This is a genomic window from Pontibacillus yanchengensis Y32 (assembly GCF_000770635.1).
Taxonomy (GTDB): domain Bacteria; phylum Bacillota; class Bacilli; order Bacillales; family BH030062; genus Pontibacillus; species Pontibacillus yanchengensis.
This window is the reverse complement of the sequence record NZ_AVBF01000008.1, coordinates 23,064-37,824: the sequence shown is the minus strand read 5'-3', so window position 1 is coordinate 37,824 and position 14,761 is coordinate 23,064. Positions and strand designations below refer to the sequence as shown.

Below are 14,761 nucleotides of genomic sequence, written 5' to 3'. Positions count from 1 at the left end.
ACAGGCTTGTCTCAAGCCTGTCGGGGGTAGGCGCCAGAAATTCATACTTCCTTTACGTATAAAAAGGGGACATTATTTCTTCGATTGTACCCTTTTTACCGCTTTTTGGAAAGTGGATAATGAAGGTCAAGGAGGCGGTCGAATGTTTCGTACACTACATCCCAATATACGAATCCGAATTTATACTTCATTCCTTAGTAGAATAGTGGGGTCAGCGGTTTTCCCGTTTATGGCCATCTATTTTACGAGGGAAATCAATGCGACGGTTGCAGGAATCTTACTTCTCATTCAGGTGGCTGTTCAATTTTTGACTGGATTGTATGGTGGTCACCTTGCAGATATAGTCGGTCGAAAACGTTTGATGGTGACCGGAGAGGTGTTAAAGGTAGTGGCCTTCTCTGGAATGTTGATTGTAAACTCTCCGTGGATGACTTCAGCCTGGATTACCTTTGTTATGATGCTCCTCATTGGAGTTTCAGCGGGATTAGTGAATCCAGCGGCAGAAGCGATGTTAATTGACGTAAGCACAAAAGAAACAAGGGCGTTTATGTACGCCATAAACTATTGGGCTGTTAATATGTCCATCATGGTTGGATTAATTATTGGTGGCTGGTTTTTTGAAGCGTACTTATTTGAATTACTGGCTGTATTGATTGGTATTAGCTTGCTAACCCTTTGGATGACAGCCGTTCGTATTATCGATACGTATGTTGCGAAAGAAGAAAAATCTGGTCAAGGCTATGGATTAAAACCCTTATGGAAAAGTTATCAAATGGTTATGAAAGATTGGTCATTTTTAGCCTTTACCATTGGTGGTGTGGCTATATTGGCAATTGAATTTCAACGGAATAATTTTATTTCAGTAAGGCTGGAACGTGACATCCCATCTCAAATGATTGATGTGTTTCACCTGTTTTCCTTTCAGTTAGATGGCATTAAGTTGTTAAGCTTACTAACTGTTGCCAATACATTGATCATTGTCATTTTTACAGCGGTTGTCTCTAAATGGATCAAAGGAAAGCAAGAGCAACCAATCATGTACACAGGATTTATATTGTTTGGCTTAGGCTATGCGTTTATGGCATTTAGCAACAACATTGTTGGTCTATTTCTAGCGGTTTGTGTACTGTCTGTTGGGGAACTATTGTACGTCCCGACGCGGCAATCTATTTTAGCTGACATTGTGGATGATTCGAGTAGGGGAGCATATATGGCGGTAAATGGATTGGTATTTCAGCTTGGCAAAATGCTAGGGGCATTAGGTCTAATCGTAGGAAACATCATTGGTGGTGTGGGGATGAGCCTTCTTTATCTGTTGCTAATTATTGCGGGGATTTTCTTCTCAAGGATCGCCATACGAAAAAGGGAACCACATTTTGAACTGACACCTTCTAATGAACAGATATGAGGGTAAGCCTGATTATGTCATTAATATGTGGAGGGATTTCATATTAGGAAATAGAAGTGCTATCTATGGAAACTGTAAGAGAAAGGGATGGTTAGATGGCACATAAGCTTGGCATATCTGGGAGTACTATTTTATCGAACGAAGAACAATTTGATGACTTATTTCGAACAGAAACCGATCATATTGAAATTGGGGAGTTTGCAAATGAACAGGCATTCCAGAGGTTTTTAGAAAAGAATCAAAGCCAAAAAAGTTATGGTGTTCATTCGCCGCTGTATCGCTCGAATAGTAAATACGATTTGCTAGAATATGTTCAAATGGAGCCAGAGCAAGCTTGGGAGCAAATTGAACAAGAGGCTGAGAGGTTATCAAAGCTAGGTGCAGCATATATGCTCGTTCACTTTCCATACTTTACAGGAGAAGTTGGGGAAAGTGGTAACGAACAAATTGAAGCAGGGTTACAGAAGTTGAGTGAACTACAAAGGGAAACGGGTCTTCCTATTGTGTGTGAACCGAAGCTAGGGAAAGGAGCAAATCCAGCAGGTATATCCCATTTATATACCTTTCCGTTAGATGTATGGAAAAAATACGACCTACAAATGTGCATGGACATTGGTGATTATTTGATGGCCGTTGGGTATGACATCTATGAACATATAGAGAAATGGAATGAAGTCATTAAAGTAGTTCATTTACATAACGTGGTAAAGGAAAGTGGGCACTATATTTGGAACATGATCCATCCTAGTCAGGAACACGATCCGTCCTATTACCAGGTGGAGAAGGTTATACAGCAGCTGGCAACAGGCGAGGAAAAGATTTTTGTATTTGAGCATACCCCTCATACACAGCCGAGTGAACAAACAGTGCAGGAAGGGATCAGGTGGGTGAGAGATTTAATTTCTACATAAAGAAGCTGCGCTTTTGATGGCGCAGCTCTTTTATATGTGACCGATATATTTAGAGAAGCTTACCAGTAAACTGCCGCCTGTGGAGAGGTGACCATCGTTCTTTATAACACCCATTTATCCTTCATGAACAAGATTTGCGCTATCACAAATGCAATTAGCATATATAAAGCTGTACTTCCTAGTGTAAGGAATATCGCAACAGGATCAAGAACCCCTAGTAGCATTTCTTTGAGTAGAACAAACATATTCATAAATGGCGTTATATAATCTGTGAATGTAAACTCATTAACCCCTTTACTCATAATGAGAAAGACAGGAAAAACGGTTAACATAATAATTGGTGATCCGTAGTTGTTGGATTCCTTAACTGTTTTAGACACTAGGCTTACCAATAACTGCAGTGCCCCTATAAATAAGCTGAACAAAATCGTTGTACATAGAACAACCATTAAGATAAGAGGTAGCTGTTCTCCAAAGCCTAGTGCATCTTTTAGATTTTCAGTAAAGAAGAATGTTTCAATCACAACAATGATAAGAGCTGTAATGCCTGAAAGAAATCCAATCGTTGAAATCGTAAACCATTTTGAAACAAGAATCTTCTTACGACTTACCGGCGTCATAAGCAGAGCTTCCATTGTTTTCCGCTCCTTTTCTCCAGCTAGTATGTCAGCTGAAACAGGCATACCACCTGAAGCAATAGATATAGCGAAAATCATAGGAAGAAACATAGCTAGAATCATAGTTGAAGCACCGTTGTTATCATTATAGCTTAACTGTTGTCGTTCGATTTGAATAGCTTCAAGCACGCTATCGTTTAAATTGTTGTTTGCTAAGCGAGAAGAAACAATACTATCTTCCAGCGTATTTAATTGATTTTCAATGAGTGACATGACAGTTGATGCGTTTTCGCTAGTGGAGTCTCCGTACAAGGTCACATTGCTTACTTGATTTTCGGTAACTGTGTCGAAAAACGCTTCCTCAGATAGAAAGGCGACGGTTGCTTCTCCTTCTTCGACTGCTTGCTTAGCGTTTTCTGTAACGTTAGGTTTGAGTGTAGGAAGTTCAGCAAAAAATTGCTCTCCTTCTTCGGACAGTTCATGTGGGATAGCGACTGTATAGGTGGTATTGGAATTGTCACTCAACATGCTCTCATAAAAAAATACAAGTGCCGTCAGCATAGCTACCGGAATGAGGAAAGTTAACAGCATGGTTCGCTTATCTCGGAAAGCATCTGTCATTTCTTTTTTAAACATGCTCCAAATCATGCTGTTTCACCTCGTGCTAATTTTGACATAAAGATGAAGTTCAAATCCTTGGAATCTTCGTTGTGGTATAACGTTTCCAGGTTTCCTTCATAGACTAACTGACCTTTATGAATCATTACGACTGAATCACATAGTGTTTGCACTTCTTCCATAATGTGACTTGAAAAGAGTAGTGTTTTTCCCTGTTTCTTTAGCTGCAGTATAAATTGGCGGAACACATTACTAGAAGTGATATCGAGTCCAGTAGTTGGTTCGTCTAGTAAAATAACATCTGGGTCATGTATAAGGGTTCTGGCGATGGCAACTTTCTGGCGCATTCCTTTTGAAAAACTCCCTACTTTACGATCAAGATAGTCCTTCATGCCAAATTTAACAGCAAGATCTTCAATCTGTACTTTTGTTTCATGCTTAGACATTCCATACAGCCTTGCAAAGTATTTAAGGTTCTCCCGTGCGGTCAAACGGTCATATAATCCTGTTTCTCCTCCAAACAAGACGCCTAGTTTCTTCTTTACCTCATTTGGATTGTCTGTTGTTGAAAATCCATCTACATAAATGGACCCACTTGTCGGAGTGTAAAGCGTCGAAATCGCTCGTAACAATGTTGTTTTCCCTGCACCGTTCTCTCCTAGGAGCCCAACAACCTGCCCTTCTGGAACAGAAAAGGAAACATGGTTTAAAGCTGTAATGCTTTCCTTCTTGGATGAGAATTTTTTGGTAACTTCGTTTATTTCAATCAATTGTAATAACTCCCTTCGCGCTGTTTCTGTAATGCAAGCGTATAGAATAATGGAGTATCTTAAAACCATTCTGTCGTGTAAAGGTCTTTTTATGTCGTGAAACGTTCTCTGCCTGATGGGGAGGATGTTACAATTGACATGTTAGCTCACTAGAGAAGATAGTATAAGCTCAAGCACTTGCGCTTTTCTTAATAAGGGAGATTGTGGCCTCATGGTTCGAGTAGGGATTGTTGATGACAGAAGCATTGATTTAGAGAAAATGAGAAGTATCGTTACGCAAGTAGGAGAAGCGGAGGTTGTATTTGCCGTTTCTTCTGCTACAGAGGCATATGAGTTAGTGAAAGAGGAGAACATTGATTTACTCATTGCTGATATTGAAATGCCAGAGTTGTCTGGTTATGAATTGGCTGATTTAATTCATACGCATGCTATCGATATTGATGTCATTTTCGTAACGGCCCATAGTGGGTACGCAGTTCATGCTTTTGAATTGAATGTCCATGATTATATTATGAAGCCCTATCAGAAAGAAAGACTAGTCCAATCCATTGATCGATATGTGGATAAAACGAAGTCTACGGAGATGAAAGGACGCTTATTTATAAAGCAAAAGTCTGAAATCCACATTCTACCCAAAAAAGAGATTATATTTATTGAGCGAACTGGTCGTTCCTCAACCATTCATACAAAAAATCAAGTTGTGTCTACCTATCAAACGTTAAATGATCTAGAAGGGGAGCTACGGGAACGAGACTTTATACGCTCCCATCGATCCTTTATTATAAATATCCATTTTGTTAAACATTTCTCTCTTTATAGTAAGCATTCCTATACAGTCTCGTTTGATGGAACAGACGAAAAAGCAATCATTACAAAAGAACAACTTGATTATGTTCAACACTACTATTTCTAGGTTGTGAAAGCTTGCCAAAAACAACAATTGGAATTATAACTATTCTATTACTATCTTTACATATTAGTATATTTACGTATCGTGTTTCCCATTGGAGTATTGGAATTGCTAGCCTGCCCATCATTTTACTAATCTTCTTTGTAAATAAGGGCAAGCTAAGTCGTCATTTAACGAATATCAGCTCCTCGAAAACGATGTGGGTGTTAACTTCCGTACAGGGGTTATTGGTTGTTAGTTATGTACAGCTATCCGCTTTGGAATGTATCATCCCCCTTTTGAGTTCTTTTGCAATGGAGTGGGCCAAGTATCAGATTTTGGAACAGCAGTACTTGTATCAAAATCGAAATCAACTGGCTCATAACAATCGAGAGCAAATGGATGAGGTCTTTTTACAGCTGCGAAAGGATAGGCATGATTACCTAAAGCACATTACAAGCATCCAATATATGCTAGAAAATGAATCCCTTCAAGATGCCAAAGCTTATATGGATCAGTTAGTTGGAAGGTATGATGATGTGAGTACAGTAGTCTCAGGAGAATCTGCAGCGGTTTCAGGAGTCTTGCATGATTATCAAAGAAAGGCCAATCACCATCACATTGCTCTAAAATATGAGCTTGAAACCCCGATTTCCTCCTTGCCTATTTCACAAGATGATACTGTGGTGTTAATTGGAAACATTCTATCAAACGCTTTTGAAGCTGCTCTTCATTACCAGCAAACCGTACATAAACAAGCTACAATTACTATGAAGTTGCAAAAAAGAAGTGCTTTTTACATCATGACCGTTCGCAATGATGCGACGGACATCCCAAATGAGATCTTAGACAACTTATTTGAGAAAAAAGGATATACCACCAAAAAGGGGGGTGGTCATGGGGTTGGTACGATGATCATCTCGGAAATTGTAGAGAAACATGAGGGGTACCTAGACTTTGCTTATAAGCAGCGACATTTCACCTTAACCATTAAGTTTCCTGCTATTGTATGAGGCGATTATTTCATCGCCTCATTCGCTGCAATCCACCCAGACAGTGTAGTGCCTAGTGTACCTGCACCGGGGAACGTGGTATCTCCGCAACTAAAGACATCGGTTAATCCCGTATGGACAGAATAATGGTTCAGCCAGCTCCATTTCCCATTTGGGATATATCCACCTACACGGCCTTTGTCTCGCTTAACATAGCGTTCGAAGGTGACCGGGGTACCTGGCATGAGTAGGTCAATGTCCTCCCGGATGGTAGGGAAATGTTTTTCGACACCATCTAGAATTCGCTCCACGTATTCTGCTTTTCGCTCCTCGTACGTTTCCTGTTGCCACCATTGGCTTATTTCTGTGTGAGTAGAAATCGTAATGGCTCGTTTTCCTTCAGGAGCCATTGTACGATCATTTGGAGCTGATAATGACAGAAGAAACTGATTTCCTTCCGCTAATGGTTTGGAAGGGTTTTGGATGATTTGGTGATACAAAACGTCTGCAGGGTAGTTATCCTCGACACCTAAATAAAGCATAAAAGCTCCCCATGATGTATCCATCCGATCTTTTTTTACATTCGATTTCGATGATACGGATTCGTCGAACAAGTGATGAAAGTTATGCATGGAATTGTTGAGAATGACTTTGTTGGCAACGTAGGTCTTTTCACGTTTACTGTGCACGACCCAATAACCTTGCTGCTGTTCGATATGAAGAGCAGGTCGACGCATGTGTATTTCTCCACCATTGTCTTTGATGGACGTAGCAAGAGATTTGGCAACGGAAGCGAGGCCACCTTGAACAGCATAGGCACCTTTATGGAAGGTTTGTAATGCAGCATGTCCTAGAAAAGCAGGACAATGTTCAGCAGTGGTTTGTACACTATCCATTAGTTGTCCGTTTAGAAACGCTAAGAATCGCTCATCCTTATTTACGTTAAAAGCCTTTAACCGATCCATAAGCGTTTGGGTCATGAAGGGAATTAGCTTCATACTATTTGTGTTTACATACTTCGTCATTTTCAACCAGTCAATCGCACGTTTTGGAGGAAAAACAGGCAGGTCATCCAATAAGTGATCGATACGTGAGCCTACCTGAAAGACTTCTTCAAAAAATGCCTTTGCTCGATCAGCTATATGTGGAAAAAGTCTCTCCAGCTCAAGGAACCATGCTTCTTTTTCACGGTAATAATGAATCGTCTCATCGCCCATATGGATATTCATGATGGTATCCATTCGTTTCATAGGAGGGAGATCGATTTCTAACTCCTCAAAAAGACGTTTCAACACTCCACCTTCTTCAAATCCCATGCCAACCGTTGCACCTGCCTGAAAACGATAGCCAGGACGATTGAACTTCCCGGCGCAACCACCCAGTTCAAATGATGCTTCCAATACAGCAACCGAGTACCCTTTTTTCGCTAACAGAGCAGCAGCGCTAAGTCCACCAAACCCTGCTCCAACAACAGCTATATCATACGTCGTCATGTCATCACCTTCTTGACTATAGTACCCTCTATTATAATCGTTAAAGGAAAAAACTTGTGGCATGGGTGTTCCGTTGATGTGCTGAAGTAGGAGAGAGTGAAAATTTTTTGTATCATCTATCCATTTTCGATATGATGGCGGTAACGAGGAGGTGCTAGAATGGCGAAGCACAATTTTCATTTAACTGCAAAATGGCCTGGAGGACGAAATTCCGTTGGTTCTATTGAAGCAGGTCAATTAAATACAGAAATATCTATTCCACCTGAAATGGACGGTCCTGGCGTAGGAACGAACCCTGATGAGATGTTACTTGGAGCGGCATCGACATGCTATATCATCACACTTGCTGCGATGATTGAACGCGCAGAATTACCATTGCACAAGATGGGACTAACATCAGAAGGAATTGTCGATGTAACCAATGGCGTCATTACGTATGAGGAAATCATTCATCGCCCATCAGTGGTATTAAAAGAGGATGCGACAGATGAACAAATTGAAAAGCTAGAACAACTGATAGAAAAAGCAGAATCCAACTGTATGATCTCAAGAGCGGTTAAAGGCAATGTTACGATTTCCATTGAAGCGCATATTGAAGTGTTAGACAGCTAACGAAGATAAGTGATTTCTAAGTAGTCCAATGTTGGAGTGCAAAGAACCATTTGCACTCTTTCGTTGGGCTACTATTTATGTGAATGAACAAAGGGGAAATTCTATATGAAAGCAAAAGTAAGCGTCCTTATCAGAACCATATTCATATGTATAGGTTTCTTAGTAGCTTTTGTGGCGTTCGCTTATAATGGACTGATTCTATCCGATATCCCTATTTCTTATACAACGTCAGAAGCTATTACCTCCCAAGTATTCTTCTTCATTGCTACTGGATTGTTACTAATTGGTCTACATTCAATACAAAGCAATTTAGGTAGAAGCATAACGGCAAGTATTTTTATCCTAGCGTTTCTTTTTATGGTACAAGTGGTGTGGGGTGGTGCGTTGGATGCTACTTCAAACTCATCTGTGGTACAACTACAATTGGCTCCAGTGTTGCATGTGGGGTTGTTGCTATTAGTAAATGTCTATTTACTAATAAAGAATTGGAATGATGGCTTTTAATGGAGGTAGGGTGGGGATTTCCCTTAAATGGTAGTACAAAAAAAGAGCAAATTCCATATAGGGAAATGCTCTCTCTTCTTCCATTATGCATGCGTTCGCAAAAAAAACAGTTCCATATAACGTTGGCCTTTTTAGACCTCTCCCTCAACTTTATCTTCTTTTTCTTTGTTGCTTTCAACCTTTTTTATTTCCAACTCTAACTTCTTTTCTTCTAGCTCAAGTTCCTTCTTTTTCACATCATTATCTGCTTTTTTCATACTTGCATAATACAAAAGCAGAAGAGACAAATATATAAGACACAAGCCAACAATAATTGTAAGATAGAAAAATAAACCCAAAGTTACCTCCCCCTAAATAATAAAGGTACACAGAATAAATTATGCATTTTTTGTTCATAAAAGAATATACAAATGAGAATAAAAAAGTGTAACTTACTGCCGATGTTTAAAAACGTTTACCAGTTTATTTTACCATAATAAGCGGTCGCTCCTATTTTTTATAAGTTGCTCGGAATTTGGCCGAAGTCGCTCCAAAAATCAGAAAGTCGCTCCTATATCCAGAAAGTCGCTCCTAATTTCAAAAACTCGCTCGCAAGGGGCTCCCAGTGAATTTGGGCGCACGTCCGATCCCCCTAACCCAATTATGCTTCTTATCTGGAACAAGGCTATTTTAATTAGTTGATTTCAAAACTAACACTAAACTTTAACGAAGCCTTTATTGTTTGAACTACCCCTTCCTATGAGAACCATATTGAATACGCTCTAACAGATGAACAAATGCTTTTGCAGCTACACCAATTGCATAATAGATAGGAACCGAATAAATGCTCTTCCAAGTAAGTAATTCATATGCACCAATCCATCGAAATAAACCGCCTCCGATGTACGTATTAAACAAAGAAACAACTACATTGCCTACTAAAAATAACCTCCAACTTCTACAGTATTGAAATAACAGCATATACAGAATCGGGAGAAGAGTGAAATTAGCCGGATCAAACACTTCTCTTTCAAGAGGTGTGAGCGTATAAGGGTATGTCCAGAACAGAAACGAAGCTCCTACTTCATCTAAGAAAAACGATACCAGCATCACAAATAGACCCACAATCCAAAGGTTGAAAGCTAAGGAACGTTCGAATAACTTCCACCAAATAAACCAAGGAAAAATAAGAGAGAATAATAAAAACCACCACTGTGGTGTAAATACAACTTCTTCCTTCCAATAGTCAAATTGGGTCGATGAAGAGGTTTCTTGTAATTCAAGTAATTTTTGCATGTAGTAGTTCATGGATGTCGCCTTCTTTGTTATTAGTTACCTCTTAGTATAAGTAGGGATGCGTTTACATATTCGTTAGGAAATGGCTATGTAAGATGTCTAATTGTGGCTCAATAGCTACGTTTACGAGAAGTGTGAAAGTGTACTATTTTATTAGGTAATGGTGTATTTTCTTTGCATGTTTCTAAGATGTGCAGTAGATAAAGAAATAATCATCTTACAAAGGTGGTAGTCATGACGAAACGAGACTGGTTAATCAATATTAGGAATAGCAAACAAATGACTCAACAAGAAGTAGCATACACCGCTTTTATTGATAGGGCTTACTATGCACAAATCGAGTCGGGTGCTCGTAATCCTAGTAGTGATGTAACGAAAAGAATTGGTGACGTGTTAGGGTTTCATTATACGAACTTTGATAGAAATGAAAATTCCTTTACTGTTTCCCTGCAAAACTCTCCGATGACACTAGCTCATTGTGATTTGGATCTGAGATATACGTGGGTATTTAATCCAATAATGGACAAAGAATTAAGTGATATTATTGGAAAAAGAGATACGGATATATTGAACAATGATGGATCATTAGCCCTGATGAAACTTAAACGTGATATATTAGAACAGAAAATAGGGATAAGGAGAAAAATAACCTACCCTAATTATACAGGAACCATTTCTTACGATGTGTTTGGCCAACCTTTGTTAAACGAAAAAGGAATCATGATAGGTGTTACGACAGCAGCAACCGAATTGATGCCTTCCTAAGTATTCGGAACGAAAGGAATCTTTTGGACTTTATTAGAGTTCAGAGGGTTCCTTTTATGTTATCTAAACATTTAAGGAGCTGAATGAATTGCGATAACTGCTCAAATCAGATATATTATGAATAACAACTAAATAGTGTTTCCTTCGGGGTAGGGTGCAATTCCCAACCGGCGGTGATCAAGTGAATACTTGTAAGCCCGCGACCTGCAGAGTATGTACTTTGTGGCTGATTTGGTGCGAGACCAGAGCCGACGGTAAGAGTCCGGATGGGAGAAGGAATAGGAGTAGAGTCGTATGCAGAGTGATGCGAGCATCGCTTTGACGAAATTCTGGACGTCTGTCTAATTGTAAATGACTTACTTGAACAAACCCTGGGGAACGTGTATCTTCCTCAGGGTTTTTTGTTTTTTTAAAATAAAAGAAAGGAGGGCGTAAACGTGAATCAGGACCAACAATATATGCAACTTGCCATTCAAATGGCTCAAACAACAACTGGTCAAACGACACCAAATCCACATGTAGGTGCTGTAGTCGTAAAGGACGGTGAGGTATTAGGCATGGGTGCACATTTGAAGGCTGGTGGGCCGCATGCAGAGGTTCATGCACTGCAAATGGCTGGAGATCGGGCTGAGGGTGCGACCATCTATGTAACCCTTGAGCCTTGTAGTCACTATGGCAAAACACCGCCTTGTGCGGAGCTCATCGTCAAGTCTGGTATTCAACGTGTAGTTGTGGCGACACTAGATCCTAATCCTCAAGTTGCCGGTAGAGGTGTGCGACTTATACAGGAAGCTGGTATTGATGTTGAGGTTGGCGTTCTTGAAAAACAAGCCGATGCATTGAATCAGGTTTTTTATCATTGGATTGCCAATAAAACGCCGTACGTAACCTTGAAAACAGCGATGTCCCTTGATGGGAAAATAGCTACCACAACAGGCGAAAGCCAATGGATTACCGGAACGGAAGCAAGAGAGGATGTACATCATTATAGGCACACGCATGATGGCATTCTAGTCGGTGTGAATACAGTTATTCATGATCAGCCGAAGCTAACGACAAGACTTCCTCACGGTGGGAAGAACCCAGTTCGTATTGTACTTGATACACATTTGCGTACTCCTATTGACACACCTCTCATTCAATCCCCCGAAGCACCAACATGGATTGTGACTGGTAGGGAAGTAGAACAGGACCAAATCGATCACTTCCAGCAGTATGATCATGTTGAAGTTGTGAAGCTTTCCAAATCAACTATTTCCATTGATGAAGTATTACGTGTTTTAGGAGAAAAGGGCATAACGTCCTTATTCGTTGAGGGTGGAGCCCAGGTGAATGATGCATTTGTTCGTGCTAGAGCAGTAAATCAAGTCATTCAGTATATTGCCCCAAAATTAATAGGTGGCAAAACAGCACCAACTCCAATCACGGGTGAGGGGATAGCAAAGTTAAATGAGGCTATATCCCTTCAAATAGAAGAAGTAATTCAATTAGGTCAAGATATTAAAATTATCGCTAAGCCAGCAGAACAGGAGTGATCCGATGTTCACAGGTATTATAGAAGAAATCGGAAGTGTAAAACGTATTAAACCGGGTCAGGAATCAATGGAGCTTGTCGTCGGAGCTTCAAAGATTCTGGAGGATGTTCAACTTGGAGATAGTATCTCCGTGAACGGCGTATGCTTAACGGTAACGCAGTTTACAGACCAAGAAGCAAGCTTTGATGTCATGCCAGAAACATTCCGTGCCACCAATTTGCATGAGCTTACTACTGGTAGTGGTGTAAATCTAGAGCGTGCGATGCAAGCAGGCGGGCGTTTTGGTGGCCACATGGTTTCCGGTCACGCAGACGGAGTTGGTGTCATCACGAGTAAAAAGCCAACCTCCAATGCAGTGTATTATGAAATTGAGCTGGATGCTGAACTGATGGATTACTTTGTATATAAAGGTTCTGTTGCTATCGATGGCACGAGCTTGACTGTTTTTGGAGTTGGAGAGAATTCCATTACGATTTCCCTGATTCCTCATACGATGGAGCACACTGCACTCGGAGAAAAGCAGGCTGGAGATCGAGTGAATATTGAAATCGATATGCTTGGAAAATATGTAGTGAACTTTTTAACGAAGCAAATGAAGGAAGGCTCTAAGTCCCAATCATCAATAACAGCCTCTTTCTTAGAAGAGAACGGTTTTAAGTAACTAAACGGTAATGGAGTGATAGGCATGTTCGATACGATTAAGGAAGCGTTAGATGATTTGAAAAAAGGAAGAATGGTCATCGTCTGTGACGACGAAGATCGTGAGAATGAAGGAGATTTAATTGCGTTAGCGGAACATGCGACTCCTGAAGTAATAAATTTCATGATTACACAAGGAAAAGGGCTTGTTTGTGCACCTGTTTCGAATGATATCGCGAATCAGCTAGAACTATTCCCGATGGTTGAGCGGAGTACAGACCCACACGGTACAGCTTTTACAGTAAGTATCGATCATAAAACATCCACAACAGGCATATCCGCAGCCGAGCGTTCTAAAACCATACGCGAGCTGTTGAATCCGGAAGCTAAGTCCTATGACTTCATACGACCAGGTCATATTTTCCCGTTACTTGCGAAAGAAGGTGGCGTGCTTCGCCGGGCAGGTCATACAGAAGCAGCAGTGGATCTAGCTAAGCTAGCAGGGTCAAAACCAGCAGGTGTCATATGTGAAATTATTAAAGACGATGGCACGATGGCAAGAGTTCCCGACCTTCGCAAAATGGCGGATGAGTTCGACCTGAAAATGATTACCATCCAAGAGTTGATCCAGTATCGCAATCGGGAAGACAAATTGGTACAACGGGAAGTTGAGATTCAGCTGCCAACGGAATATGGGGATTTTAAAGCAATCGGTTATTCAAACGTCGTAGATGACAAGGAGCATATCGCCTTAGTTAAAGGAGAGGTTCATCCTGATCAACCTACACTCGTTCGTGTGCATTCCGAGTGTTTAACAGGTGATGTATTTGGATCGTATCGATGCGATTGTGGGCCGCAGCTTCATGCAGCCTTACAGCAAATCGAGGAGAATGGTTCTGGAGTCCTTTTATATATGCGTCAGGAAGGTCGAGGTATTGGCTTATTAAATAAAATGCACGCCTACAAGCTCCAAGAACAAGGCCTCGATACCGTCGAAGCTAATGAAAAATTAGGCTTCGCTCCTGACTTGAGGGACTACGGAATTGGCGCACAAATTTTAAAGGATATCGGTATAACGCAATTAAAACTACTGACCAACAATCCACGAAAAATTACAGGATTGAAGGGTTATGGACTAGAAGTGGTGGATCGGGTTGCGATACAAACCGAAAGCCGTAAAGAAAACGAACGATATTTAAAGGCAAAGCAAAGTAAATTAGGTCACTTATTTCACTATTAATGAGTTAGAGGAGGAGAAAGCATGGGCAAAACATTTGAAGGAAACTTAGTCGGAACAGGATTGAAAATAGGGATTGTTGTAGGACGATTCAACGATTTCATTACGAGTAAACTATACGAGGGAGCAGTCGACACGTTAAAGCGCCACGGCGTAGACGAAGAGGATGTGGATGTTGCATATGTACCTGGTGCTTATGAAATTCCGATGATCGCCAAACGTATGGCAGATACGAAGCAATACGATGCCGTTATCACCCTAGGAGCGGTTATTCGCGGCTCCACACCTCATTTTGATTATGTATGTGGCGAAGCAGCAAAAGGCGTATCCCAAGCATCCATGCAAACGGGCGTACCAGTCATGTTCGGTGTCATTACCACAGAAACCATCGAGCAAGCCATCGAACGCGCCGGTACAAAAGCGGGTAACAAAGGTGCTGAAGCAGCAACAGCAGCTATTGAAATGGCTAATTTAACGAAGTCATTTGAGCAATAAG

At 40.7% G+C, this 14,761-nt stretch carries 16 protein-coding genes and 1 riboswitch; of the genes, 11 read left to right on the top strand and 5 right to left on the bottom strand.

The genetic code is table 11. The features are described from left to right. The first annotated feature begins 142 nt into the window (after positions 1-142). Together N782_RS04705 and N782_RS04700 are read left to right on the top strand one after the other, a co-directional pair. On the top strand, positions 143-1,408 hold the full coding sequence (locus tag N782_RS04705; RefSeq protein WP_052111176.1) for an MDR family MFS transporter: 1,266 nt from the start codon (positions 143-145) through the stop codon (positions 1,406-1,408). Positions 1,409-1,503: 95 nt separating this feature from the next. Then, positions 1,504-2,319, top strand: a complete 816-nt coding sequence (locus N782_RS04700; RefSeq protein WP_036816773.1) for a TIM barrel protein — start codon at positions 1,504-1,506, stop codon at positions 2,317-2,319. A 101-nt stretch (positions 2,320-2,420) separates the two neighbouring features. Here N782_RS04700 and N782_RS04695 read toward each other — a convergent pair whose 3' ends face one another. Next, positions 2,421-3,584 (bottom strand): ABC transporter permease, encoded by a 1,164-nt coding sequence (locus N782_RS04695; RefSeq protein WP_084102977.1) that lies wholly within the window; start codon positions 3,582-3,584, stop codon positions 2,421-2,423. Beyond that, positions 3,581-4,324 (bottom strand): ATP-binding cassette domain-containing protein, encoded by a 744-nt coding sequence (locus tag N782_RS04690; protein ID WP_036816770.1) that lies wholly within the window; start codon positions 4,322-4,324, stop codon positions 3,581-3,583. Before N782_RS04690 ends, N782_RS04695 begins: the two co-directional genes overlap by 4 nt. A gap of 211 nt (positions 4,325-4,535) precedes the next feature. On the opposite strand from N782_RS04690, the gene N782_RS04685 reads away from it, so the two are divergent. Together N782_RS04685 and N782_RS20615 are read left to right on the top strand one after the other, a co-directional pair. Beyond that, complete coding sequence (locus tag N782_RS04685; RefSeq protein WP_036816767.1) at positions 4,536-5,237, top strand: LytR/AlgR family response regulator transcription factor; 702 nt, start codon at positions 4,536-4,538, stop codon at positions 5,235-5,237. An 11-nt stretch (positions 5,238-5,248) separates the two neighbouring features. Continuing rightward, complete coding sequence (locus N782_RS20615) at positions 5,249-6,226, top strand: sensor histidine kinase (RefSeq protein WP_052111175.1); 978 nt, start codon at positions 5,249-5,251, stop codon at positions 6,224-6,226. Positions 6,227-6,231: 5 nt separating this feature from the next. Here N782_RS20615 and N782_RS04675 read toward each other — a convergent pair whose 3' ends face one another. Next, entirely contained in the window at positions 6,232-7,761 is a 1,530-nt protein-coding gene (locus N782_RS04675) for a phytoene desaturase family protein (RefSeq protein WP_084102976.1), read from the bottom strand. Positions 7,762-7,857: 96 nt separating this feature from the next. Here N782_RS04675 and N782_RS04670 point away from each other — a divergent pair, with 96 nt between their 5' ends. Next, entirely contained in the window at positions 7,858-8,310 is a 453-nt protein-coding gene (locus N782_RS04670) for an OsmC family protein (protein WP_036816760.1), read from the top strand. Positions 8,311-8,415: 105 nt separating this feature from the next. After that, on the top strand, positions 8,416-8,814 hold the full coding sequence (locus tag N782_RS04665) for a hypothetical protein (RefSeq protein ID WP_036816758.1): 399 nt from the start codon (positions 8,416-8,418) through the stop codon (positions 8,812-8,814). 131 nt (positions 8,815-8,945) lie between these two features. Here N782_RS04665 and N782_RS04660 read toward each other — a convergent pair whose 3' ends face one another. Together N782_RS04660 and N782_RS04655 are read right to left on the bottom strand one after the other, a co-directional pair. Then, entirely contained in the window at positions 8,946-9,152 is a 207-nt protein-coding gene (locus tag N782_RS04660) for a hypothetical protein (protein ID WP_036816755.1), read from the bottom strand. 388 nt (positions 9,153-9,540) lie between these two features. Next, positions 9,541-10,089, bottom strand: a complete 549-nt coding sequence (locus N782_RS04655; RefSeq protein WP_237582555.1) for a CBO0543 family protein — start codon at positions 10,087-10,089, stop codon at positions 9,541-9,543. 234 nt (positions 10,090-10,323) lie between these two features. On the opposite strand from N782_RS04655, the gene N782_RS04650 reads away from it, so the two are divergent. The 5 genes from N782_RS04650 (at position 10,324) to ribH (ending at position 14,760) form a co-directional block, all read left to right on the top strand. Next, positions 10,324-10,854 carry a helix-turn-helix domain-containing protein gene (locus tag N782_RS04650; RefSeq protein WP_036816752.1) on the top strand — a complete coding sequence of 177 codons (531 nt, stop codon included), beginning with the start codon at positions 10,324-10,326 and terminating at the stop codon, positions 10,852-10,854. A gap of 136 nt (positions 10,855-10,990) precedes the next feature. Beyond that, positions 10,991-11,136, top strand: a riboswitch (FMN riboswitch). A 155-nt stretch (positions 11,137-11,291) separates the two neighbouring features. After that, a complete protein-coding gene (gene ribD, locus N782_RS04645; protein WP_152600710.1) occupies positions 11,292-12,389 on the top strand; it encodes a bifunctional diaminohydroxyphosphoribosylaminopyrimidine deaminase/5-amino-6-(5-phosphoribosylamino)uracil reductase RibD in 1,098 nt (365 codons plus the stop codon). 4 nt (positions 12,390-12,393) lie between these two features. After that, the gene (ribE, locus tag N782_RS04640; RefSeq protein ID WP_036816751.1) at positions 12,394-13,050 is read left to right on the top strand and encodes a riboflavin synthase; all 657 of its coding nucleotides are present in this window, start codon (positions 12,394-12,396) and stop codon (positions 13,048-13,050) included. Between the two features lie 24 nt (positions 13,051-13,074). Next, positions 13,075-14,268, top strand: coding sequence for a bifunctional 3,4-dihydroxy-2-butanone-4-phosphate synthase/GTP cyclohydrolase II (locus N782_RS04635; RefSeq protein ID WP_036816750.1), 1,194 nt, complete (start codon positions 13,075-13,077; stop codon positions 14,266-14,268). Positions 14,269-14,289: 21 nt separating this feature from the next. After that, the gene (gene ribH, locus N782_RS04630; RefSeq protein ID WP_036816748.1) at positions 14,290-14,760 is read left to right on the top strand and encodes a 6,7-dimethyl-8-ribityllumazine synthase; all 471 of its coding nucleotides are present in this window, start codon (positions 14,290-14,292) and stop codon (positions 14,758-14,760) included. Position 14,761: the final 1 nt, after the last annotated feature.